This window comes from Mycoplasma collis ATCC 35278 (assembly GCF_000701825.1).
Taxonomy (GTDB): domain Bacteria; phylum Bacillota_I; class Bacilli_A; order Mycoplasmatales; family Metamycoplasmataceae; genus Mesomycoplasma_A; species Mesomycoplasma_A collis.
Genome location: NZ_JNJY01000001.1, coordinates 91,619 through 117,384 on the forward strand (window position 1 = coordinate 91,619; position 25,766 = coordinate 117,384).

Sequence of the window (25,766 nt, forward strand, 5' to 3'; positions counted from 1 at the left end):
TATTAAAATTAATTTTTTTACTCTGTAAAAAGTTCAATTTTTGAAATATCTTTAACTATTGAAACAAACCTTTTAACTACTTCGGGACTTATTTTCTTTGTATCTGATGAATATAATTTAAATAAATCATCTTGCGAATAATTAGATGAAAAATAAGTGTTTTTATTAAACTTATGTCTATATTTTAAGATAGGAGTAAGTAACGAATTTAAAAATCAGTTGTTGTGTGTTTCAGAGCCTAAATCATCTAAAAACAAAACATCTACTTGTTTAAATTTTTCTATTATTGGAAAAAATAATGAATTTTTGCCTATCATATTTTTAAATGCAAACGAAAATAAATCGCTCATATTGATAAATGCAATAGTTTCATTATTTTTTCTTGCTCTTTCGATAGCTATAGCTTCTAAAATTAATGTTTTACCTTTTCCTGTTTCACCACATAAATAAAAAGAACTTTTTAAAATATCAGATGATTTTAATAAATTTTTAATAGCAGAATTTTTAAGTTTATCAATAACTATTTCTATTTTATTATCGAAATTAATTTCTGTTATTTCTGTTAATCAAAAATTGTTTTTAAATGAAGCTTGTTTAAATTCGTTGCTTAATGAAATAACTTTTTTTAATTTACCATCTTCTTGCCTTTTAAGATAAATAAAGTACTCAAATCTTCTTTTAAACATTTGTATGAATGTCGAAATATTTTCCAATACTTCATCATAAGTTATTTTTTCATCATCAATCATTTTTTTCGTTCTTTTATTTTCGTATATTTTTTTTATTATTATTTTTTTATAATCTTCATTTTTTAATTGATTTTCATCAAATAACGAATTTACATTCAAATTATTAATCTTCATTTATAACTCCGCTAAATGTTTCATCTAAAACTCTTCTTTTTTTAGGTTGAGAATTATTAAAGACATTAGAAAATTTATCGTTAACGCTTTCTAAAACATTAATTTGGTTTTGGTTTTTATTTTTTCTTTGTTTATAAATTAATGTTTCGCTTAATTCAATTTTTATTTCATTTGCTAAAATTACATTTTTATTTATTAAATCTTGAGCTATTTTTTTAAAATATGAAATAGAAATGTGATTATTTCCATCTGATAAATAACAAAATTTTAATATTTCATTTATTGAATCTTGAGATAATTTATCTAAAAATGTGTCTACAGCTTTAACTAAAGAAGGTTTTGCATCTTTATTGGTGAGAGTTTTTAAAAAATTAGATGTATTTAACACTTCTTTTTTTGAATTATTTGTGACTTTTGTTTCACTAATAATAAAATTATTTTCGTTTTTATTTTCTAGAATATAATCTTCTTTTTTAAAATTACAGTTAAAAATTTCATAAAATTTTTTGCTTATATTCTTAAAATTTTTTTTAATGATATTAACTTCATCATATTTTGATAATAATTTTTTAAATTCATCTTGTGAAATTTTTTCTTTTATTTGGGAATTTAGCAAACTATTTTTTAAAAATGAAGAATATTCAGATGGTTTTTGCAATACAATATAAAATTCATTATTTTCTTGGTCAAAATATGTTTGAAATAAAGAAACGGCTTCAAGAGTTGATCTTGTTTCTATTCATTCTTGTTCTGAAATTTTCAATTTTTTTAAAAAAGTTTTTAAATTTAATTCAAAAATTTTAAAATTATTTTTTTTAAATTGATTATAAAGATTTAAATAAACAACAAATGATGTTGCGCCTATAATAGGTAAATAAAAATCATTAATTATTTCTAAATCAAATTCAGATATTTTTTTAGACACTTTTACATTAAACTTTTCCATAATTACTCCAATAAAATTATTAAATTTTGTTAGTGAAATTATTCTATTACATATCAAATGCTTTTTTAAAAAAAGTCACAAAAAAGTTTTCTTTATCAACATCTTTCCACATTATATTAACAGTAGGAACGCCTACAATTCCACTGTTTAAAGAGTTATTTATATTTTGAATTTTTTTATCGACACTTTTAGAATTTATATTTTTTTGCCTTTGTTCTTCAGGTGTTATTAAAACAAATATCTTGGTAAAATATTTTGAAAAATCTAAATTTGCTCCTTTGATATTTGCTATTTCAACAAAATCATACTTATTATTTTTTAAATGCTCTTCTAAAATTGGGTAAACTAATTTCTCTATAATATTAATATTGCTTTTATCTTTTAAAATAAATTCTCTTAATTTATTTTTATCAACTTCGTCATGATTTATAAAATCTTCGCCCAATTTTTTTTTAATTTTTAAATAACATAAGTTATTTTTTTTATAACATTCTTTTATAAAATCATCGCAATTCAAAACTTTATAATTATATTTAGCAATTTTATTTAATAATGTTGTTTTCCCTGAGCCATATTTACCTGTTATCGCTATCATTTAAAAAAGATTTAATTTGAGATAAAACTTTATTTAAATTTAATTTAACTAATAAATTTTCGAGCTCTTGGGAAAACTTTAAATCAATTTCTATCGCTTTTAAATCATAAATACTTGGTGCATCAATTAATAATTTTGTTAATTTTTGGCACAAATAAGCTTCTTCTTTATAACTTGTAAACTTAAGTTGTAATGAAGGGGTTAAGTCATTTAAATTATTATAAATATTGTTTAAAGAAAAATATTTTTTTAAAAGTCTTTTAGCTGTTAATTCACCTATACCATTTATTCCTTTTAAATTATCTGATTTATCGCCTACCATAGATTTATAATCAACTACTTGAGAAGGTTGAATTCCTTCCACTTCTTCAAAATTTTTATAATTTTTTATAAAAAATTTGTTTTGTTTTTTACACAAAATAGAAGTATTTTCATCTACTAGTTGTAATAAATCTTTATCATCCGATCAAACCATAATAGCATTATCTTGTTTATATTTATAATTAAAACTAGCAATTAAATCATCTGCTTCAAATGTAGGAATATTTTCATATTTAACATTTAATAAACTGAGGATTTTTTTTATTCAATCAAATTGAGTTCAAATTTCGTCAGGGATTTTTTTTCTATTACTTTTATAGTTTTCATTTAAATTATGCCTATAAGTTTTGGTCGCTGAATCAAAAGCTAAATATAAATGTGTTGGCTTATAAGTTTTTAAAACATTAAAAAGTGAACTAAAAAAAATATGCACAGTATTCGCTGAAAATTCACTGCTTATTTCATCCAGAAATAAATTTTGTTGCATTGAATAGCTGGCGTAAAATGATTTAAATAATAATAAATTAGCATCAACTAATAAAATTTTATTTTTCATATATTTCCTTCAACATTTTATATATAGTATAACCTCTAGAATTTAACATTATTTCAAATTCATATATTTTATTTGCATCAATTTTATTTTCAATTATTTGTCAATAACTACTAAAAATGAAAGCAACTATTTGTTTGGAACTATCCATTAGTTCTAATTTAGCCATCAATCTTTTATTTTTATCATAAAAAGGGCTGATTTTTAAAACTTTTAGTGGCAGAACATATTTGTTATTATTTTTAAGATCGATTAATCTTGTTTCATATTCATAATTTTTTTTATAATTTGTGGTAAATGTCATTCCTAGATAATTTAATTCATTTTTTTGAATTTCTTCAATATCTTTTTCATCGTTTACTTCAGTAAAAATAGCTTCTTTTTTAAAGGTTTCTAAATACTCTTTTACTAAATTTGGATCTTTATCAAAATCTAAATTTGTTTCTTCATTATCAAAAATATTTAATATTGATTTAATATATTTTTGAACTCCAAATTCTCTTAATGAATTAGATTCTATTAAAATATTAATAATGTTTTTAGTTACTTTATTTTCATTCATTCTAATTAAAAAATCTTGCAAATTACTAAACTTTTTTTCTTTTCTTATTTCTAATATTTTTTTAGTTGCTACATTTCCTAAACCTTTAATAGTAATTAGAGGAAGAAAAATTTCATCATTTTCAATTATTGAATTATCATTAATTTTAAAAAACGCGTTCACAGATGGAGAGTGTATTTTAATATTATATTCTTTTGCTTCATCTATATATTTTTTAATAGCTTCTTGTGAGCCTCTTGCATTATTTATTAATGATGCGAAAAAAAACAATGGAAACTTGGATTTTAAGTAGGCCATTTTATACGCCAACATAGCATAAGAAATAGCATGAGCTTTATTAAAACCATATTCAGCAAAATATTCAATATCACGAAAAATTTTTAAAGCTAATTTTTCATCATAATTTTGTTTAATTGCATTAGCGATAAATATATCTTTGTATTTTGACATTTCATTTGATTCTTTTTTAGAAATAGCTTTTCTAAAAATATCTGCTTGTGCAAATGAAAAATTAGCTACTTTTTGACATATTTCCATTATTTGTTCTTGATAAACAATTATTCCGTAAGTAGATGCTAAAATTGCATCATATTCTTCTGATACTTGAGGCACTGAATTAGTTTTTTTTCTTTTAGCATATTCATTTATATATTCTATCGGCCCCGGCCTAAATAAAGAAATTACAGACGCTAAGTCTTCTAATGACGAGATACCAACATTTTTTAATGTGTTTTTCATCCCTGGAGATTCTAGTTGGAAAATTCCAACAGTTTTTCCTTGTGTTAATAATTCATTAGTTTTTAAATCAAATAAAGGAATATCTTTAAATGTTAAATTTAATTTATTTTTCTCATTAATTAAATTTAACACTTCATTAATAATTGAAAGATTTTTTAATGCTAGAATATCAATTTTCAAAAAACCAAAATCTTCTAAATATTCCATAGAAAATTGCGTTTCTAAAAAGTTTTTATCGTTAATTAAAGTGGGTATAACATTTTCAATTTCAGTTTTTGAAATTATTATTCCGGCAGCATGTGTTCCGTGTTGTCTAGGTAAATTTTCAATTTTTCTAGCCATGTTGTATATTTTAAAATATAACTCATTTGAATTGATTTTAGCTTTAAATTTAGCATTTTTTTCATAATTCACTTCTAGTGAAGATGAATCATTAAACATCCTTTTTGTAAGCTCATTAACTTCAGAAACTGGTAATTTATAAACCCTTGCAGTATCTCTTAAAGACATTTTCGCCCCTAATGTTTGAAAAGTTATAATAGTAGAAAAATTCTCAAAACCGTATTTATTTTTAAGATATAAAAGAACTTCATCTCTTCTATCATCAGCTACATCAATATCTATATCAGGCATAGAAATTCTTTCTGGATTTAAAAATCTTTCAAAATATAGATTATATTTTAACGGATTGACTTCAGTTATATTTAAAATAAAAGCAATTAACGACCCTGAAACACTTCCTCTCCCTGGACCTACTAAAATATTATTTTCTTTAGCTCATTTTATTAAATCTCAAATAATTAAAAAATAATCACTAAAATTTAAGTTTTTAATTACATTAAATTCATAGTTCAATCTTTCCATTGTTTGTTTATATTTTTTTAATTCTGATTCTTTAGTTTTTAAATTTGTAAAAATTATTTTTTTCAAATATTCATCAGAACTTAAATTTTCATCATTGGCAAATTTAGGTAAAAAATTTTCTTTTTCGGGAAAGATTATATTTATTTCTGAAATAATTTTATTTATTCTATTTATGATGATATCATCAATTTTTTTTACAGGTTCAAATGATAAATATTTATTTGTGTTAAATTCTTTTTTAGAAATAGATTTTAATAAATCTAAAACCTCTTTTTCTTCATTATTTAATATTTTTGTTTCATTTAAATAAATAGAATTATTAATATTTATATCATTTGTAGAAATATAATAATTTGAAAAGTTTAGTGATTCTTCAGTTTTTGCAAAAATTCCATAATCTGGATGATCAATAATAAAAATATTTTCATTATAAATTTCGCTAAGTTCAATTTTTTTATCTTTATTAATTTTAGAAACTAATTTTAATAAAAATTGGTACCCTGCATAATTTTTAGCTAATAAAATAAATCTATAATCTTCAACATCTAAATCTACTCCAATAATTGGTTTTATATTATTTTCTTTGGCTTTTTTTAGAAAAAAGGGTACTCCAAACATGTTGTTTCTATCAGTAATTGCCAAAGTTGTTAAATTATTTTTAATAGCATAATCAAAAAGCGAATTTATTTTAATTGTTGATTCTAAAAAACTATATTCTGTATGAGTGTTTAAATTTATAAATTTTGTCATTTTATTCCTTTAATTTTATTTTTTAATTATATAAAAAATATAAAAATTGTTTAAAAACTGAAATTGTGTTTTGAAAAAAGTATAAAAAAAACAATGTTAAAAATAACATTGTAGAACATTTTTTATATCAATATAATAAGGTGTTTTTTACATTTGGCGCGCCCGGAAGGAGTCGAACCCTCAACCTTTTGGGCCGTAACCAAACACTCTGTCCTATTGAGCTACGGGCGCATGGAGGCGCCAACCGGATTCGAACCGGTAATCAGGGTGTTGCAGACCCATGCCTTGGCCGTTTGGCTATGGCGCCATAAAAAATATTATATATTAAACTAGTTTTTTTAAGATAAATTTTTTAAAATTTTAGCCACTCCGGCTTTTTTTCTTTTTTCACCAATTTCATCAGCTATTTTTTTTAATTTATTTGAACCGGATTTCATTGCAATTAATTTACCTACAATACCGCTAGTTGATGAATCATTCATTGAATCGCCAATGTGAATTGAATTATTAGCGTTTATATTTAAAAGATCTAAAATGTATTCAGCTGCCTTACCTTTTGTACAATTTTTTTCAGTTATTTCTATTGCTCAGTTTTTTCCCACAATTTCAGCTTTTAAATCATTAAAAAATTTTTCATTAATTTTTTGATGAATTTTTCTAACTTGTGTTTTATTTCTGTGAATAATCAAAATTTTATTACTATCATGGGCATTAAAAAATTTATATTTTTTTGCTTTAAAATTGCTAAACAACGAAAATAATTTATTTCAAAAAAAAGGTCCATAAATAAAAATAGATGAATTAGCAACAAAAGATGCTTTTCACTCTTTTACAATTTCAAAAACCTGATTAACTAACGGATAAGATATTTTTAGATCTTTAATTAAATTAAAATTTTGATCATAAATTTGACTGCCATTTTGACAAACTGTAAAACTAGCGTTTACTGTTTGAGCTATTTTTTTAACTTCTAAATTAAATGATCTTCCAGTAGAAATTATTACTTTTCCTTTTTGCGAAAATTCTAGTACTGCATTTTTATTATTATCACTAATTTTTGCTCATTTGCCTATTCCTACATCTAGTAAAGTGCCATCTAAATCTAAAAATAGTGCTTTAACATTTTCCATTTTGTCCATTATACACTATTTTCTATTTAATAAAAATATTTGATTAAATTTGTATTTTAAATTTAAAAATGTATAATATAAATTGTATATGATTAATTAACTTATATGTAGAAAGAAAAAAATGTTTCCATTTACTAAATCAAATTTCGATTTAAATGTGGCCATTACTTTAAATTTGCTAATATATATATTTGTTTTATTAGCATTTCCAGTTATTTTAGCTTTATTTGTTGCTTTTGTAAAACCACGAATTAAAAAAAGCACAAATACTTATTTATATGCTTTAAGTTCTGGAATTTTAATAATGATTGCCACCACTGGTCTACTTAAAGAAGCTTTTGAAGAAGGTGAAAAATACGCACATCTTTTGGGTGAAAAAAATGTTATTAATTTAACTGATATTAATGAACAATTAATTCAGGCTGGAATTGTAACTTTTGGTTCATTACTTGGGGTTTCTACTTTATTTTTAGTAAGACATATTTTTATAAAACATTTTCAAATTGAAAAACATAAAAATCATGAAGAACATGGTCATCATGATCATATTATAAGTTTTAATGATATTGATAATCCTAAAGCCGCTTGATTAGCAATATTATTATTACTTTCTCATCGTACTATTGATGGTTTTATTTTAGGAGCTACTGTAGCTAGAGTTTCTGAAGGTAGAGAATTAAATTATGGATTGGTTATTACTTTTAATATTCATATTATTATTGAAATATTAATTGTGCATTATAGACAAGTACAATATGGGCAAACTATTAAAAAAGCAGTTTTATATAACATTGTTACAATCGCTTTAATAATTCCTATTATGATTGTAGGAGCTTATATTAATAGATATTTAAGAGGTTCAGTTCAAACTGGATGAATTTTACCAGTTGTTAATGCATTTGGTGGTTCGATATTGGCATTTGCTGTTATTATTGAATTAGTCCCTGAATTTATTCACTTAAGGAATAGTGGTAAAAAAGAATGATATCTTTCGCTTGTCTTTTTTGGAATAGGAATCATCCTTACTGTAATGCTTTTAGCATTCCATACACATGATACTCCTGATATGGCTGATGGCATGAATAAAATTATAGGCGGAAAACATTGTCATAGTGATGGACACTGTCATTAATAATTTAAAAAAATCAGATTAAATTATGAATCTGATTTTTTTTGTACAAAATTTAGATGAATTTCATTTATTGAAGGTAAATCTGTTTTTGCGATTAATTTTATTTTATATCTACCATCGTATTTTACTTTGTATTTGATCTCTTCATAATTTTTAATTGTAGCTTCAGAAATTGCAACAACTTTTCAGTCATTATCAAAAAATTCTAATACTAGATCAAGATTATTATTAAATTTATTTTCAATGAAAAAAGTATGTTCATTACTTTTAAGATGTTTTTTTATAAATTCACTATTTTCCCGATTTTTTAAAATATCTATAGTTGTTAAAATGTTCAAAGAATCTAAAAATATTTCTCCAAAATGGACGGTTCTGAAATTAAAATTAACAAGGTTTAAAAACCAATTTGTGTTAATTGCTATTATTTCATCTTTTTTTAAGGAAAAGTCTTTTTCTAAAATAACTTCATTTTCCAAAAATTCTCTAGTTTTTTTAATACTAAATGAATTTAAATCATTATATGTATTCCATGCATTTTCATAATCTATAAAACCAGAACCTATTCCTATATATTGATTATTAAAATATTTTTCAGTAAAAAAATCATATTTTTTTGCAGAAAGTAAGAATGAATTTATGATTTTGATATCACTATTTATGTTTGAAGATTTAGAATAAATTAAAAAGTCAAAAAATGAACTTATAAATATTGCCGAAGCATAAAAAGAAGCATTTGCACTATGATTTACTTTGTTATTTATAACACCATCTATATTAACGCTAATGTCTGAATTTTGTTTTCGGTAAAAATTGTTATATTTAGTTTCTATAGGAGTTTTAAATTCATGGACTGTAATTTTGTTTAAATTTTCTGTTGTTTTTGTAGTATTAAGCGCGGAAATGGAAAAAAAGTTTAAAAAATGATCAAAGATGTTTTCTTCATTTGTTCAGGGGCTAAAGTTAATAATTCTATTTTCCACTGTTAATTTATTTAAATAAGAAAGTGAAATCGATTCATTATCAGAACTTTGATTTGCATCAATATTTTTATATAAATGTAAAATATATTTAGTTTTATTTTTTTCTATTGTTTTTATTTGTTCATCATATTCAAATTGATTATTAAATGGTAAGAAAGTAATTTGGATTTTATTATTTAATATATTAAAAATTTTTTTTAAAAATTCTAACTTATAATTTAAGATATTTTTATTACTTGATTGATATTCATTTTCATTGTATAAAATAGTTAGTTTTGCATTTTCAGCATTATAATTATTTGACTTAATATCAACATAATTTATATTACTTTTTAATTTTTCCAAATTAATGATTTCTTCTTCTTTCATTGTTTCAGAAGTGCTATTTGAATTGTATGGAATATTGTTATACGAGCTACTTATTAAAAAAGGACTAAAAACTAAAGGTAAAAAAGAAAATAAAAATTTAAATAATTTTTTGTTCATATTTTCTTATATAAAAAACTTATTTTTTTAAGTAAAAAAAGAAAAAAAATGTGAAAAATCACATTTTTATGTTTTTTTATTTTTTTGTCTTGCTAAAACTTTCTACAAAACATCTTCTACATCTTGCTTCATATTCATCTTTATCTCCAAGCATGTTTAAATTTTTATCAGGAATTTTTCTAAAACTTGTAGAAGCTGCATTATAACATTTCAAGCATATTGCTTGTAATTTTGTTATATTTTCAGCTATAGATAAAATATATGGCATTATTCCAAAAGGCTCCCTTAAATAATTCATATCAAGACCACTTACTAAAACCCTTATACCTTCATCCGCTTTTTGACTAATAAATTTTATTAAATTTTTATCAAAAAATTGCGCTTCATCTATTGCTATAGCTTTATATTTATCTTTTAAAAATAATTCTTCAATTTCTTCAGCATTAGAAACGCTAAAAGCTTTAATTTCAGCTCCTGTTCTTGAAATTATTTTATCTGTTGAAAATCTTTTATCAAAAGAATGTTTGACAATTAATGTTTTAATTTTTGCATATTTCAAAATTCTTATTCTTTTTAATAATTCATCAGATTTTCCAGAAAACATAGGCCCAACAATAACCTCTATCATTCCTTTATAAAATTTTTTATACATCTCTCCCCTTTTCAATAAAATTTATAAATTTATTTAATATAAAACATTATATTCAATTTTTCATTTTATTATATTTTATTAATAAAGTAATTTTTTATAATAAAAAATAAAAAACTATAATTTTTTGTTTTTTTGTTAAAATTTTTAATATATTTAATAAATAGGTTAAATTTTAAATTATTAATAATATTTGTTTTAAAAAAAATATTTTAAAAATAGGAGGCATTAAATGGCCGGAAAAGAAAACTGAAAGAAAAAAATAGCTAGATTAAATTCTAAAATTGAAAAAAAAGAAAAGAAAGAATTGACTCCTGAGCAAAAAAAGAGAAGAAAAAAAATTAAAATTATTTTAGGTACATTAGCTTTTGCTACTATTTTAGGATTGGGTATTGGAATCCCACTTGGTGTAACAAATACAAAAGTTAAAGTTATTGAACAAAGAAGCGATAATGATATTGTAGCTAAAGTTAATGGCAAAAATATAATAATGGCTGATTTACATCAACTTTTAAAAAGTGAAAAAAATATTGAAAATGATGAATTTAGCAAAGTAGAACAAGAGCTTGTAACTTTTTTATACAATGAAGAATTAAAAGCTGAACAAAAATTTAAAGAGGCATGAGATAATTCTTTTGTTGAAAACAAAACTAGTGCTAATGATGATTTTAAAACAAAATTGAAAAGCTTAGATGAAATAAAAGCACAAAAACAAAAGATTATAGATGATGAAAAAGAAAGAATTCAAAAGACTTTTGGTTTCAATAATTGAGAAACTGAATTTAATAAATTTTTAGCTACTGATCCAAGATTTAATAAAGCAATAAGCGAAGAACAAGCTATTAATTTTTTAGTTAATGAAGAAATAAAAAATAAAGCTTTTTCTAGATTTAAAACTTCTATCAGCAAGAACTTTAGATTAAAAGATATTAAATATAGAGTTTTAAAAAAAGATATAGTAGATGATAAAAATAATGTTATTTTTAAACAAGGCGAAAGACTTTTTAAAGATATTATTGTTTTAAGCGATACAAACGATTCGACAGCGCCTATGAATGCTAAACTAGCAACTGATTTAGGTGAAGAGAATAATGCTAAAACAGAAGATGAAAGAAATAAAATAATAGAAAATGCTTTTGTAAGCGCTTTCATGTCTGAATCTTTTGTTAAAAAATATATGAATGCTTTTAACTTAATTAATGAATTTTATTTCAATGATAAAGCTATTTTTAAAGATAAATTAGAATTTTATAACATTTCAAAACTTAATTTAAAAATAACAGCTGATATTTTAAATCCAAAACAAAATTGAAAAATAGATCAAACAACATTGAAAGAATTACTTGGCTATTCAATAATTAAATTAGATGATAAGAACAAAGTTCAAGAAGTAAAAACTATTTTTGATTTAATTGAAAATTTTAAAGGGGCGCAATCTAACGAAGCTTTAGATAATGCTAATGATAGAATTTTATTAAATACAATAAGTAAAGATTTAAATTCTAAAAATGGAAGAAATTTAGGTCAAGAAAGTTTTAAAAATATAATTCAAATTTTTGATGAAAATGTTGAAAATGGTTTTATTCTCTTGGACGAATTGTTCAAAGCTGAAGAAAAAGAAAAAGTATTTAGCCAAACTATTTTAATGAAAATTAAAGAGAATATTTTTAAAAAATACGCTAAAGAAGATTTATTAGTTGATGTTGATCAATTAAAAGGTAAAGATGTTGATGAAATCAGAAATTATAATGATAAAATAGTAGAATTTATAAATTCATTAACAAATGAAAATTTAGAAGAAATTGGAAAAATATTTAAAGAGGCATTTTCATTTAAAGAAAATACCAAATTAGCTACATTATATTTAATTAATAAACAAAATAATTTATATATGGCGATTGTAAATAATCAAGTTGTTTTATTTAACAAAAAAATAATAAATAAATTTAACGACATTCAAAAGGCAATATTAGATGATATACAAGTTGATGCAAATAACAATTTTAAAACTTCAAAAAACCCAAGATTAAATTTAAATAAAATTTTCCAAGATATTGAAAAAAATGAAATAATTGTTGCTAATTTATTAAATCAAAAAAGTTTTGATAATCATATTAGAGATAAATTGTTAAAAAACCAAACTCCTGAAACAAAAGATAAATACATTAATAATTTAAAAAGAAAAACTAATGTTTTCATAGAATCTTTTTACACTTTAAAAGGGATTGATTTCTCTGATAAAGTTAATAATCATATTGAAAAATTGAAAAAAAATAATTCTTCAAAAGATTTAATTTTTAAAAATAATATTTGACAGTTTATAAATAAACCTAACACTTTAGATAGTCGCTCAAATTATGAAGCAATTCTAAATAAATTAAAATTACAAAAGGGGGAAAATGAAAAAAAATAAATTAAATAAAATTTTTGTTTCTGGAATTTTACTAACTCCTTTTATTCTTTCCTCTTGTTCACAAACTGTAAGTTCATCTTCAAAAATAATAGAAGATGAAAAATTAAAATCTAATGAAGTAAAAGAATTTTTAGAAAACAAAGTTGTTGAACAAATATTAATGGATAAATGATACAAAAGCGATAAAAATTTAGCTCAGCAATTTTTAGATTCAAACAGTCAATATTATAAAGATGCTAAAAATGCTTTTGAATATTATCAAAATTTCAATTTAAAAACCAACGATAATTTTACATCTAAAATTATAACTGATTTAATCGGCAAAAACCTTGTAAAAGACAATGAAATTCAAACATTATTAAATGATGCGGGACCACAAAAGATTTTTAGCGAAAATAGTTTTAAAATTCTATTTAACATAAGTGAAAGTCAAATAAGTAGCAAGATAAATAAAATGCTTTTGAATTTGAATCATCTATCAAATATTAATAAAGAAGATATTCAAAGTTCAAAAATTTATAAAGATGCTTTTGATGAAACGAAAAATCAATTTAATCAAAAAGAAATTTTTGAAAACATTGATATAAATTCCAAAGATTTTTTCTTAATTAATTTGCTTTTAAATAAAAAAGTTGCTCAAACTTGATCATATAAATCTGAGGATCCATCAGATGTTCATACATTAAAATTTGTCACTGTTAAAGATGAGAATGACTTTAACTTTTTTATTCCCAAAGATAAACAAAATTTAGAAACTACTAAATTAATTAAAGATTTTGAATTATACAAACTCAATGATAGTATAGATGTTAAAAAACTTTTTGGTTATAAAGGTTTATTATATAATCAAAATGGTTTTTCTAAATATGGTGTTTCTTACAGAATAAACGAATTAAAAAAACAACCATATATTAAAAGTGGGTTTTTAGATACAAATACTTTAAAATTTGTATCTAAGAAAGATTTAGAATCCGCCAATCTTTGAAAAGATAAAAAAGCATTCCCTGTTAAAATTAAAAGTAATTTTAATTTAACAAAGACAAGTAGTGAAGTTACTAAAGATGATTTAGAGATTAAAACTTCTTCAGATGTTAGTGGTGTAAAATACGAAATTGAAAGAATTGTACCTATCGCAAGTTCTTCAAATGTTGTGGATGCATTAGTTAAAATGACTATTGATAGCAATGGAAAAACATATAATAATTATTATTGAGCTGAAGGATTAAGTTGAAATTCAACAACAATTTTTACTAACACACAATATCCAGAAAATGGAAAAGAATTATCTAAATTACCTGAATTTGTTTCATTTTTCGATGAACAAAACGATAATTCTTTCTTATCATTATCATATATTCTACCTATCACTCCTTTATTTAATAAAGAAGTTACTCAAAATAAAATAAAGAAAATTTATTTTTCATTCAATGAAACACCATGAAATACTAAAGAAGAAAAAGAAAAATTAATCCATAATCTTTATTTAGCTGATGAAATTAACTTATTTAATGAAGTTAAAGAATTTTATGAAGAAAAAGGTTATAAATTAGAATTAGTTGATAGTGTTTTAAAACAATTAGAAGAACAAAATAAAGATAATCAAGGAAATAATAATGGATAAACTTTTTTTAAAAATAATTAAAAAAGAACTACCTGCTGAAATTATTTATGAAGATGATAAAGTTATTGCTTTCATGGATAAATTTCCTGTTACTAAAGGACATTTTCTAGTAGTTCCTAAAAATTATTCTAGAAATTTAATTACAATAAGTGACGAAGATTTAAGTTATGCAATGTTAAAAGCTAGAGAATTAGCTTTATTACAAATCAAAAAATTAAATGTTAAAGGTTTTAGATTAATTGTAAATAATGAACCGGAAGCTAAACAAGTTGTATTCCACACTCATATTCACATCATACCAAGCGAAGAATAATTAATTAAAAATCCTCCTGTAAAGTGGAGGATTTTTTTAATATCATTTTTTATTTTTTCTTTTACTTATATTTTTATATAAAAAATAATTTGTAAAGATGCTTAAAAAAATCAATATAATTATATAAAGAATAAACGCAATTCGATAATTATAATTTTGTGAAAAAAATGTAAATAAAAATATAATTAGTGAACTAATTATAGATCTAAATATAATTGAAATTCCTAATTGAAATGAATTATTTTCTCTAGTGAAAAAACTATAATTGTAATTATAATATAGTGAAATCAACAATGAAAAAAAGAATTGCTGTAATGAAATAACAAAAATATAAGTTATAAAAGAGTTTAATGAGTTATTTTGTTTTACAAAAATAATTCACACAATCCCTATCATTGACATTATTAATGAACTTGAAACAAAAATTATTAAATTATTCATTTTTTTTGTTTTTATTTAAAAGTTGAATAACTATAGCGCCTAAAAAGCCAAAAAAGGAACTTACCATCGAAATGATTATAGTTGCTGTTTCTAAACTAATGAATTCAAACTTAGAATAACCTAGATATTGAAACATCCCCGATTGCTTTGGATATAAAACAACTCCTATAATTATTGAAAAAAATATTGTGAAAAATCATTTATTATATTTGTTTGTTTTAATATTAACTATATTCCCTTTTTTCAATTCTGAAAATATAATAGGGTTTTTATTTAATTTAATTAAATAATAAAGAATTGCACTTAATAAATAAGTAAATATATTAAAAAAGATTAAATAATAATAGCTAAAATAATTGAAAAATAAAGAAAATAATGGAAACATTAAAAATGCAATTGATGTTGCTCATGTAGTTACATAATTATATTTTTTTACTTCTTCTTCAATTTTAGTACAAAAATATAAAATATTCTTTAAATGTATAAACCTAAAAGAGTGTACAAAAGCTAAAGCAGAATTCAAAACAATAAGTGAAATTGAAAAAACTTTTTCAAAATTTTTTGATAATGTAAAAAAGAAAACAATCGATAAAGATAAAAGAAAAATCGACAAAATATCAGATAAAATTAATGAAAATTTTGAATTAATTTTTGATAATTTTTTACTAAAAATATAAATAATAAAAGCGGGTACTTGTATTAATAAATACATTAAGACAATAAAACATTGACTGCCTTGAAATCTAAATATATATAATGAAGATCCTAATTTAAAACTTTCAGATCCTATTAAAGAAATAAAAATAGCAAAAATATATTTAAATAAATTAGCTTTCATATTCTCAAATAAAATTCATTAAATATAAAAAGTTTTTAAGCGTTGCTTTTGAAAAGGTTGAATGAATTTTATTCGCTCCAATTGATATTGTTATTGAATTGTTGAAATTTTGAAATTCGGTAATATGTGCAGATTTAGTGTCGAAAAATAATTTATATGGTATGTAATATGTATCTAAAAAATTTTTAATTTCATTGATAAGTTTCATATTTGCAACACTAAAATTATCAGCTACTTTTATTAAAATTTTTTCAGTATCTCAATCAGGAATTTCGAAAATTTCTAAATTTATTATTTTGTTAAATGCGTTGATTTTATTTTTAAATTCAACATCTTTAAAAGGGGTTGAGCCTACTTCTTTTTTAGTTGTTAAAACAAAATCTTTTTTTGTTATGAAAAAATAATAAAATAAAAGTAAATTTAATCTATTATCTAAATTTCTTGATGACAATTCTTTTGAATTAATATCAAATTTGCTTTCAGGTAAAATTTGATAAATTTCGTTTTTTTTAAAATCATTTTTTTTCGTTAAAAGCAAATTAAACTTATTTATTTTTTTAATTTTTTTTGCTGAAAAAATATCGTCATTTTGTTTTTTGCTTAATATTGTTTTTAAATAATTACTATTTTGGTCGTAAATGCAAATTGGTTTAGAACCTCAATTTATTTTCCCTAAATCATAAATTTTATTATTAAATAAAATGCCACCTACTTCATCACTGTTGATAGTGTATAAAATTTTATTTTTTTGATTAGAAAGCAAAATAAAATTATTATTGATATTTTCTACATCATAAGTATTTTTATCTTTTAATGAATCTAACTTATTCAAAAATTTATTTATGATGCTGATTTCAAAACCTGGTAAACTGGGAAATTTTAAAAAATCAATCATATTTTCTTTTTCGTTAGATAAAATGTATAGAAAATTATTTGAATTTGAAATTATTTTTTTTAATTTTATATTTACATTAATAGAATCTCAAAAATTCAAAATTTTTTCTAAAAAATTAAATTTTTTAAAATTATTTAAAAAATTGTTTATTGGTAAATATTTATAATTGTAGTGAAAAGAAATAATTGTAGATGTATAAATTTGACTCATTAAAAATTCTTCATTAATTTTTTCATTTATATTTAAATTTAATGTATTAAAATTTAAAATCTTTGTTAAATCTTTTTCAATATTTAAAATTTTTTGTTCCCTATTATGTTGAAAAACAGGAACCATAATATATGCTAAAGATAAAAACACTTGAAAAATATGGAAATTTAATTTTAGAAAAAATAAATCAGAGTTTTTTATTTGTTTACAAAATTTTAAATTTATATTTTCTAAAGCTATAAACTCAATTTTTATATTTTTTCAATAAAAAACAAACAAGTTTTCATCATAAGTAGAATCTTTGATTTCTTGTTTCAAAAATAATAAAAATTTTTCTTTAGTAGATTGTTTTGTATTGTGCGAAAAGCAAATATCAATATCGTTAAAATTTCTGTTTATTTGATTATTTTTTTTTAAGACATAACTACCTTTAAGAATTAACTTTAATTCTAAATTTTTTGGATTATTCTTTTTAAAAATTTTAATTTTGTTGTTTAAAAATAATTCAAAATCTGAAAAAATATTTGTTTTTTTTATGTCTTTCATTTGTAAAAATGTTTCCTTTTTTTTATGATTAAAATTTAATCAATTTCTTTTATAAAATTATTTATTTAATACTAAAATTACAACATTTAAGTAAAGTTTATTTTTTATTTAAAAAAATAAAAAAACCAAGCTTAAGCTTGGTTGTAAAATAAGAATATCTATAAAAATTGACCCGTAAAAATTGAATTAAGTATAATGCCGACACCATAAAGTGCTACAGCTGTTAGAATTAATCCAATTATCAAAACAATAGAAATTAAAATTATTGAAAAAATGTTATTTGTTCTTTTTTTTAATTTAAATAATTTAATTAAATTCATAATTATCCTTTAATTGTTGAACCTTGTCTTGATATTGCGTTTAAAATTCTTTTTCTAAATAAGAAATATGCTATAAACATTGGAAGTATCGCCATAATAGCTCCCGCCATTTTTACATTTTTAAACACTTGAATTGGGGAATCATTATCTGGATTAATACCTACATCTAATAAATAAATATTAATTAGTTTAATTGATGAATCTTTTCCTAATAATAATAATGGTCATAAAAATGAATTTCAAGCAGCAAATGCTGTTAAAATTCCTACTGTTCAAGTTGTAGGACTTACCATAGGTAAAGCTATTTTAAAAAAGTATTTAATTCCAGAACAACCATCTACCATGGAAGCTTCTTTAATACGATCAGGAATTGCTTCAAAAGCATTTCTATACATATAACCTGAAAAAACTGAAGCAGCAAAAGGCATCATTAATGCTAGTGCTAAAAATGTTGGCTCTTTTTCTCATTGTAAGATGATAATAGTTCTATATTGCCCAATTAATAATGCAACCTCTGGTAAAATTAACACTGATAAAAAGAATAATCATGTTAATTTTTTAAATCTTCATTTTCTAATTGAAAAGGCATAACCAAATGTTGATGAAAAGAATATTTTTACAATAACTGAAATAACAGTTATTAAAAATGTTCAACCAAGTGATTTTCAATAATCTTCTTGAATAGCACGACTAAAAGCGCTAAAATTAATAGAATTTGGAATAATAACAGGATAAACATCATTGGCTTGATCATCAGGGGAAATTGATAAAACAATCATTATGTAAAAAGGAATTAAAATGATGAAACCAAATGTTAATAAAACTAGCAATTTAAATAAAATAGCAGCAATAATATTAACTTTAGAAGTGTTTTTTACTTCTTCTAATATTTTTTCTGTTTTTTTCTTTTTGATATAGTTAGAAAACGAATTTTGAATTTTTAACTTTATTCAGAACATTTCTTTCTCCTAACTTATTAGATGTGTAAATTATTAATTTAAAACTATTTTTTAAAACTGTTGAAAAGGCAACTCCAAGCGAGAACAAAATAACTGTTGTAGCTCCCGCTAGATCATATGTTCCACTTTTTACAGCTTTATAAATGTATAACATAATTGTCATACCACCATTACTTTCAGCTTTAGATATATTATTTTCAAAAATTGCTAACGGGAAAACTTTGATACCACCTAAAATTCCAATTGTAATTAAAAAATTAAATGTTTTATTAATAGAAGGGAGTGTTATTCTAAAAAATTGTTTTAGTTTACTTGCTCCATCTACAGTTGCCGCTTTATATATGCTTTTACTTACACTTAACATTGCGGTTGTAATAATTAAAATTTGAAATGCTAAATTTTTTCAAATACCATAAATTAAAATTATAATTATTGGTTTATACGAAGCGCTTTCTCCACTTGCTAATCATTTTGTATTTAATCCAAAAACACTATTAATTATTCCAACTTCATGATCAAATAAATAAACAAAGGCTAATGATATAGCTACCGCATTAGTTACATAAGGTAAAAAGAAAACAGTTTGTCAAAAACCTTTTGCTCATTTTTTATATAAATTAGCTATAACAGCTGATATTAATACAGAACAAATCAATGATAAAGGCAATGCAAGAATAGCATATATTAATGAGTTTCTTACAGCAATTTGAAAAAATGGATCATTAGCTACAATTCTATAAGCTTCAAAACCAACTTTTACTGAAAAAGCGTCATTTAGATCATCATTATAACTAAACGATTTAATAATAGAATATATAAAGGGAAAAATAGTAAATAATAAAATTATTAAAATTGATGGTAATAATAAACTAAATGGAATACCAAAAAATACTTTTTTATTTAAGATACCTAAGTTATTTACTTTAGTTTTTTTGGATTTTTTAAATTTTCAATATAAAAAGATTTTATCTTTTAAATTCATTTAAATTTCCACTCTTTCTTTTGTTGTTGTGTCAAAAAAATGAATTTTATTTTCTAAAAGTTTAAATCTTATAGTTTCATTTTCATTATAAAAATCTTTTTTTCTTAAAAAAGCGTTAAAAACACCGATGTTTTCTACTTCGATTTTAGCGAAAATTTCTTTACCTAAAAATTCAACATTTAAAATTTGACCTTCTAATTCGCCATTATCATCTTCGATAATATGTTCAGCACTAATTCCAAAATGAATTTTATCTAATTTTATGTCTTTATTTAATTTTTTTATAATAATATTATTTGCTTTAATTTCATTGTTTTCAACAGAAGCTTCAAAAATTGACATCTCTGGAACTCCCAAGAATTTAGCAACAAACTCATTTTTAGGTTTATTGTATAAATCACTTGGTGAACCAATTTGTTGAATTAAACCGTTAGACATACAAATAATTTTGTCAGAAATAGACATCGCCTCTTCTTGATCGTGAGTAACGAATATTGTTGTTAGATCTAAAGTTTTTTGAAATTTCTTAATTCAAGCTCTTGTTTGAACCCTAAGTTTAGCATCTAAATTGGATAAAGGTTCATCTAATAATATAATTTTAGGCTCTCTAGCTATTCCTCTAGCAATAGCAACCCTTTGTTGCTGACCACCTGAAAGTTGTGTTGGTTTTTTTGCTAATTGTTTTGTTATTTCTACTTTAGAAGCAACCTCTAGCACTCTCTCTTCGATTGATTTAGAAACACTTTTATTATTTAACATTAATTCATTATATTTTTTTAATTCTTCTTGATCTAATTTATCTAAATTTAATGAATATTTATTTTTAAGATTTTTATCATAATCAAAATATTCTTTTTTTGTAAATTTATGTAAAATTTTTAAATCTTTTTTCTTTTGTTTTAATTCTTCTAATTCTTTTGAATTTTTAATTCTATTTTTTTCAACTTTTATTTGATCTTTAATAAATTCTTTTTGTTTTTTAAATTTATTTTTGATTTTAATAATATTTTCTTTATAAATTGCTTTAATTTTACTTTTTTCTTCAACAGATGTTGAATTTTTTAATGTTTTTGTTACTTTTTCTATTTCTTTATCAATTGAAGCTTGCTTATGTAGTGGAATCATTTCTTTTAATTTTTCTAAGTAACTTAAAAGTCTATATAAATTTGAAGTGATATTGTTTATTTCGATTTCTAATTGTTTGTATACATCTAAATAGTTATATAAAGCATTGTTGTACTCATTTATTTCTTGCTCACTTGCTCCATTTTTTTTGTAAACCAAAGCTTTAGCTTTGTGAAAACTTGTTAATGATTTTTCTTGAACACTAATTTTTCAATTTTTATCATTTGTAAGTGGAAATGCTATATTATCATAACAATTAAGATGGGGATAAAGAGCGTAGTTTTGAAAAACAACACCAATTTTTCTTTCTTGTGGCGATGCTTTAGTAACGTCAATTCCTTCAAAAATAATTTGACCGCTAGTTGGAGTTATCAAACCAGCTATTGAATTTAAAATTGTAGTTTTACCACAACCACTAGGTCCTAATAAAGTAACTAGTTCACCTTTTTGAACTTCAAAATTAACATTATTAATAGCAATTGTTTCTCCAAAATCAACAACTAAATCTTTAATTTCTATTGCATTGATTGACTTTCTTATTTTAAATCTTTCATCAGCTGATTCTTTAATTTTTTTTATTATTTTTTTATTATTTTCAATTTCTTGATTCATAACTTACCTTTTTAGTAAAAATTTAATTTTAATTAAATTATTCTTCATTTAAAATTTTTTCTATAAATTTATAATCAGAATAAAAATTGTCTTCTTGATTTTTATCCATATAACTTAAACCGTTACCATAACCATGTTTTACATATATTTTTTTTAATTTTGTATCGAGTGATAAAAAATCCAAGAATTTTGTATCTTTATACATGTTTTTTTGATTTTTTCAAGCTTCAAAAAATGCATTATATGCAAAAGGCGCTTCATAATAGCCAACTTTTTCATCACTATCAAAAAGTTTTCTATCTCAATTTGGAACGGTATAACCTTCTTTAATTATCTTTGTTGAATAATTTTTATATTTATTATCTTTGTCTTTGAAATAAATATGACCAACTATTCTATCAAAAGTTTCCCCTGGTTTAGTTCCGTTAAATACATATAAAATTTTTGAATTTTTAGGAATTAATTTTTCAGCAAATTTTGTGACTTTGTCTGCATATTCTTTTTCTATTCCTTCAGTAGGTATATAGCCCGTTTTACTTACAATACCTTTTTCAGGAGTGTCTATCCCTTCAATTCTTACATTCTTTTTATTTCCTTTTTTAAATGCTAGTGAATCATCTAAAAATTCAATTGTTAATGTATCTCCATCAATTCACTTTATCACTTTTGCCTTTAGTGCGCTTACACCTTCTAATTTTTGAACGTCATATTCTTTTTCATCTAGTTTATTATAACCGCAAGATGCAAAAGCAACTGCACTCACTAATGGTAATGATAAAATAAGTGAGAATTTTAAAAATTTTTTTTTCATATATTGATTACTTAAATCTAGTTCCTAATTTTAATTTGAATTTTTTTAGAAATTCTTTGAATTTTCCTTCTTCTTTTATTTTACTATCTTTAACTTCTTTAGTTTCGTTTGAATCAATTGTTGAATCTAATCTATTTTTAAGATCTGCAAAACTATCATCTATCGCACTTCTGAAAGCATCAGCTCTAACTTCAACCGCGTCTTGGTTTAATCGATATTTACTTGGATCTTTAAATGCTTTTTCAAACATTTGTTTACCGATTGTTGCAAAACTTTCAGCACCTGTTAATTGTTTAATTTCAACTTTTGGTCTATCAGCACTTAATGGAATATATCCTGATTTTCTAACAAAATAATTCATTGCTGTCATTTTTTCAGTAATTTTTTTATTATTTTCTTTAAAATCTTTATCATCTTTAGATCAATCATATTTGTCGGTTAACATTCATTTTAAAAATTTAAGTGTAGCTAAATTTTCTTCTTTATTAGAGTGCATTCCAAAAATACTTGGGCCTTGAAGCGTAATATTTTTTATAATATTATCATTTCCTACTTGATCATTTTTTGCATAATAAGGAGCTTCTAAAGCTATAATTTCTTCTTTTTGCAATGTTTTTGTAGGGTTTGGTTTTTCTAGTTTAAGATTAAATCTTGGATGAGTTGTTGTTGAATTTACGAATTTTGAATGGATAAATACAACTTTGTTTTTACCGTCTTTGCTTAAAAGAGATATATCGTCGGTTCAATCTTTATTTTCATTTTTCTTTTCTTCTTTAGCTTTTTCACCTATAATTTCATCAAAAAAATTTAATAAAGTGCTGTCGGTAGATAAATATAAATTTATTTCTTCATCAGCTTTTGCAGTATTATAATTTGTTTTTTCATTTAAAAATTTCATGAAAGAAGTTTTATTATCATTAGATAATTCAAGGCTAAATTTTTTATTATATTTAGTATTTTTATCATCTTTTTTAATGGTGTTAAAATCAAATTTTTCCTCATAAACTACGTTTTCATGTTTTTTATCACCAGATTCAACAATGTATTTTAATACAATACCTTTTTCTATTTCATCATCAGTTGGTTTTTTAATTTTTGATAAACTTTTTTTCTCTAAATTGCTGCTTGAAAAATCAGTAACTTTACCATCTTTTTTTAGTTCATAATTTCATCCTTCAACATCGGTTTCAACATAATTATGTTTATAACCTGTAGAAGATGAAATTTGGAATAATAATCTATGAGTTTTAAATCTGTTAGATGAATAATCACCAGCTGTTTTTAAAAATAGTGTTTGAGTTTCTAATAGTTCAAATATTTTTTTAAATATTTCATTATTAAAATTTTCATAGATTTTTTTAGATTCACTATTTTCACTTTCTTTATATCAATCTTCATAAAACTTTTTAGTTTCATCATTATAGATTAAATCAGATGAATTTTTATTCAATATAGAAGACATCATTGAATATACAGTATTAGCTAAAGCATCTAAACCTAAAACATTATCCGCTTTAGAATCCGCTCCACCTTCAGAAGCTTTTGGAAATGCTTTTTTTATTCTTTTTGATAATTCAAATATACCTTCATAAGATTCTAAAGCAGATTTTTTAAATTCATATCCTTTTAATGCATCAGCGTTAGAAACATATTCTTTTCAAATCTTTTTAACAGTTTCTTTATCCTTAGCTCCTTTGGTTTTAATATTTTCAAAAAATGTTTTATCCTCAGCTTTTATAGTAGCTTCACCAGTTTTAACAGCTTCATCTAAAATATAAGACATAACTGAGCTATTTATAGATAAAATTTCAGTTGAGCTATTAGAAGGAATTAATCACAATGTATCTTCTTCCTTGTCTTTTGCTATTTTATCAACACCAGTATTACCGAATAAAACATTTTCATCGTAATTATCTTTAATTGTTTTAAGTAGGCCAACTTCTTTTTCTTCTTCAGTTGTTCCAGCTAAATTTAATTTCATATCATATCTATTTAAAAGTCCAACTACATTTGGATAATTAAACATTATGTTATATAAACTATCTTTAGATCTAACATTTAATTTTTGATTTAATGTTTCAGTTAAACCACTATATCCACCAGATAATGATTCAATTTCTACTTTCATTAAAGTTTTATCATCTTTTAAAGCTTCAACGTGTTTATTTCATTTTTCAACAATTTTATCTAATGCTTTTTTTGTATCACCAGATGAACTAAATGTTGAAGCAATAACTAACTTTTGATCATTTGTTTGATCATACCTACCAGCGCCACCACAAGAAATTACACTTGTTAAGGTTGCAGCTGACGCTAACAATAAACCTGAGTATAATAATTTCTTTTTCGCTTTTTTAAATTTCATATATTTTTACTCCTAAAATTTAATTTTCATTTGTTATTTTTTTATCTTAATATAATTTTATTATTTTTTTATAAAAAAATAAAAATTAATATTAAAAAAGTTAAAAATACCTTAATTCTAAAAGTAAATGCAACACTTTATAATAAAAAAACAATAAAATTATAAAGGGGTGCATTTTTTTCTTCCCCTTTTTTAAAAATTTACTTATTTAATTAAATTTTTAAAAAAGGGGAAGAAAAACCTCCCCAGAAGGAGAGGTTCACAAATTCTATTTCTAAGTGCAACACATTTAAAATTTTTAAAAAAGTAATAAAATTTTAAATGGGGGGGCACTTTTTTTATATAAAAAAAGCCCCCCCATTTAAAAAAAGGAGAACTATGAATAATAATTATACAGTTTATAATTATACTAAAAAATAGTATCATTTAGATAAAAATAAAAGATTAATAATTGAACAGATGCTTCAAAAAAATAAATCATTAAGACAAATTGCAAAAATTTTAGGTGTTAATGTTTCAACAGTTAGCAGAGAAGTTAAAAGAAATTAGCATCATGAATATGGTTATTTAGCAAATTACGCTAATTATAAAACTAAAAAAAGAAAATATCACAAATATTATTTTCAATATTTCTTTGACGAAAATCATCAAAAATTTAATAAAGTTTTTAAAGAAAAATATAATAAAAATTTTTTCGGAGTAAAAGCTACACTAAATTGAATTAAAAATAATACTGACATTAAAAT

21 protein-coding genes and 2 tRNA genes are annotated in these 25,766 nt (G+C 22.3%); 5 read left to right on the forward strand and 18 right to left on the reverse strand.

Annotation, left to right across the window (positions count from 1 at the left end; translation table 4 throughout):
• Nucleotides 1–17: 17 nt before the first annotated feature.
• From T403_RS0100505 to T403_RS0100540, 8 genes are all read right to left on the reverse strand, one after another.
• Nucleotides 18–863: a DnaA ATPase domain-containing protein gene (locus tag T403_RS0100505; RefSeq protein WP_033160861.1), complete on the reverse strand. Its 846-nt coding sequence runs from the start codon at nt 861–863 to the stop codon at nt 18–20.
• Nucleotides 853–1,809 (reverse strand): replication initiation and membrane attachment family protein, encoded by a 957-nt coding sequence (locus T403_RS0100510; protein WP_169734594.1) that lies wholly within the window; start codon nt 1,807–1,809, stop codon nt 853–855. Before T403_RS0100510 ends, T403_RS0100505 begins: the two co-directional genes overlap by 11 nt.
• Nucleotides 1,810–1,855: 46 nt before the next feature.
• On the reverse strand, nt 1,856–2,404 hold the full coding sequence (gene coaE / locus T403_RS0100515) for a dephospho-CoA kinase (RefSeq protein WP_033160863.1): 549 nt from the start codon (nt 2,402–2,404) through the stop codon (nt 1,856–1,858).
• Nucleotides 2,385–3,281, reverse strand: coding sequence for a 5'-3' exonuclease (locus T403_RS0100520; protein ID WP_033160864.1), 897 nt, complete (start codon nt 3,279–3,281; stop codon nt 2,385–2,387). Before T403_RS0100520 ends, coaE begins: the two co-directional genes overlap by 20 nt.
• On the reverse strand, nt 3,271–6,192 hold the full coding sequence (dnaE, locus tag T403_RS0100525; RefSeq protein ID WP_033160865.1) for a DNA polymerase III subunit alpha: 2,922 nt from the start codon (nt 6,190–6,192) through the stop codon (nt 3,271–3,273). Before dnaE ends, T403_RS0100520 begins: the two co-directional genes overlap by 11 nt.
• A gap of 154 nt (nt 6,193–6,346) precedes the next feature.
• A tRNA-Arg gene (locus T403_RS0100530) sits at nt 6,347–6,423 on the reverse strand.
• Between the two features lies 1 nt (nt 6,424).
• A tRNA-Cys gene (locus T403_RS0100535) sits at nt 6,425–6,499 on the reverse strand.
• 31 nt (nt 6,500–6,530) lie between these two features.
• A complete protein-coding gene (locus tag T403_RS0100540) occupies nt 6,531–7,322 on the reverse strand; it encodes a Cof-type HAD-IIB family hydrolase (protein ID WP_033160866.1) in 792 nt (263 codons plus the stop codon).
• A gap of 121 nt (nt 7,323–7,443) precedes the next feature.
• Between T403_RS0100540 and T403_RS0100545 the strand changes: the two genes are divergently transcribed.
• The gene (locus T403_RS0100545) at nt 7,444–8,454 is read left to right on the forward strand and encodes a ZIP family metal transporter (RefSeq protein WP_240532051.1); all 1,011 of its coding nucleotides are present in this window, start codon (nt 7,444–7,446) and stop codon (nt 8,452–8,454) included.
• Between the two features lie 23 nt (nt 8,455–8,477).
• On the opposite strand, the gene T403_RS0100550 is transcribed toward T403_RS0100545, so the two are convergent.
• Nucleotides 8,478–9,920, reverse strand: a complete 1,443-nt coding sequence (locus T403_RS0100550) for a hypothetical protein (RefSeq protein WP_033160867.1) — start codon at nt 9,918–9,920, stop codon at nt 8,478–8,480.
• A gap of 76 nt (nt 9,921–9,996) precedes the next feature.
• On the reverse strand, nt 9,997–10,572 hold the full coding sequence (locus tag T403_RS0100555) for a thymidine kinase (protein WP_033160868.1): 576 nt from the start codon (nt 10,570–10,572) through the stop codon (nt 9,997–9,999).
• Nucleotides 10,573–10,801: 229 nt separating this feature from the next.
• On the opposite strand from T403_RS0100555, the gene T403_RS0100560 reads away from it, so the two are divergent.
• From T403_RS0100560 to hinT, 3 genes are read left to right on the forward strand one after another with little or no spacing between them, the layout of a single operon-like run.
• Nucleotides 10,802–12,982, forward strand: a complete 2,181-nt coding sequence (locus tag T403_RS0100560; RefSeq protein ID WP_033160869.1) for a HinT-interacting membrane complex protein P80 — start codon at nt 10,802–10,804, stop codon at nt 12,980–12,982.
• Nucleotides 12,969–14,603: a HinT-interacting membrane complex lipoprotein P60 gene (locus T403_RS0100565; protein ID WP_033160870.1), complete on the forward strand. Its 1,635-nt coding sequence runs from the start codon at nt 12,969–12,971 to the stop codon at nt 14,601–14,603. Before T403_RS0100560 ends, T403_RS0100565 begins: the two co-directional genes overlap by 14 nt.
• Nucleotides 14,596–14,916: a histidine triad protein HinT gene (hinT, locus tag T403_RS0100570; RefSeq protein WP_033160871.1), complete on the forward strand. Its 321-nt coding sequence runs from the start codon at nt 14,596–14,598 to the stop codon at nt 14,914–14,916. The genes T403_RS0100565 and hinT overlap by 8 nt, the downstream gene beginning before the upstream one ends.
• 433 nt (nt 14,917–15,349) lie before the next feature.
• On the opposite strand, the gene T403_RS0100580 is transcribed toward hinT, so the two are convergent.
• From T403_RS0100580 to T403_RS0100610, 8 genes are all read right to left on the reverse strand, one after another.
• Nucleotides 15,350–16,195: a hypothetical protein gene (locus T403_RS0100580; RefSeq protein ID WP_033160873.1), complete on the reverse strand. Its 846-nt coding sequence runs from the start codon at nt 16,193–16,195 to the stop codon at nt 15,350–15,352.
• A complete protein-coding gene (locus T403_RS0100585; protein ID WP_033160874.1) occupies nt 16,185–17,846 on the reverse strand; it encodes a hypothetical protein in 1,662 nt (553 codons plus the stop codon). The genes T403_RS0100580 and T403_RS0100585 overlap by 11 nt, the downstream gene beginning before the upstream one ends.
• A 158-nt stretch (nt 17,847–18,004) precedes the next feature.
• The gene (locus T403_RS04400; RefSeq protein WP_156933524.1) at nt 18,005–18,166 is read right to left on the reverse strand and encodes a hypothetical protein; all 162 of its coding nucleotides are present in this window, start codon (nt 18,164–18,166) and stop codon (nt 18,005–18,007) included.
• Nucleotides 18,167–18,168: 2 nt separating this feature from the next.
• The gene (locus T403_RS0100590; protein WP_033160875.1) at nt 18,169–19,125 is read right to left on the reverse strand and encodes a carbohydrate ABC transporter permease; all 957 of its coding nucleotides are present in this window, start codon (nt 19,123–19,125) and stop codon (nt 18,169–18,171) included.
• Nucleotides 19,085–20,107 (reverse strand): carbohydrate ABC transporter permease, encoded by a 1,023-nt coding sequence (locus T403_RS0100595; protein WP_033160876.1) that lies wholly within the window; start codon nt 20,105–20,107, stop codon nt 19,085–19,087. The genes T403_RS0100590 and T403_RS0100595 overlap by 41 nt, the downstream gene beginning before the upstream one ends.
• The gene (locus tag T403_RS0100600; RefSeq protein ID WP_051619014.1) at nt 20,108–21,844 is read right to left on the reverse strand and encodes an ABC transporter ATP-binding protein; all 1,737 of its coding nucleotides are present in this window, start codon (nt 21,842–21,844) and stop codon (nt 20,108–20,110) included.
• A 37-nt stretch (nt 21,845–21,881) separates the two neighbouring features.
• Nucleotides 21,882–22,655 carry a thermonuclease family protein gene (locus T403_RS04200; RefSeq protein ID WP_051619015.1) on the reverse strand — a complete coding sequence of 258 codons (774 nt, stop codon included), beginning with the start codon at nt 22,653–22,655 and terminating at the stop codon, nt 21,882–21,884.
• 7 nt (nt 22,656–22,662) lie between these two features.
• Nucleotides 22,663–25,020: a P68 family surface lipoprotein gene (locus T403_RS0100610; protein ID WP_033160877.1), complete on the reverse strand. Its 2,358-nt coding sequence runs from the start codon at nt 25,018–25,020 to the stop codon at nt 22,663–22,665.
• 426 nt (nt 25,021–25,446) lie between these two features.
• Here T403_RS0100610 and T403_RS04325 point away from each other — a divergent pair, with 426 nt between their 5' ends.
• Nucleotides 25,447–25,569, forward strand: coding sequence for a helix-turn-helix domain-containing protein (locus T403_RS04325; protein WP_276211249.1), 123 nt, complete (start codon nt 25,447–25,449; stop codon nt 25,567–25,569).
• Nucleotides 25,570–25,766 lie beyond the last annotated feature (197 nt).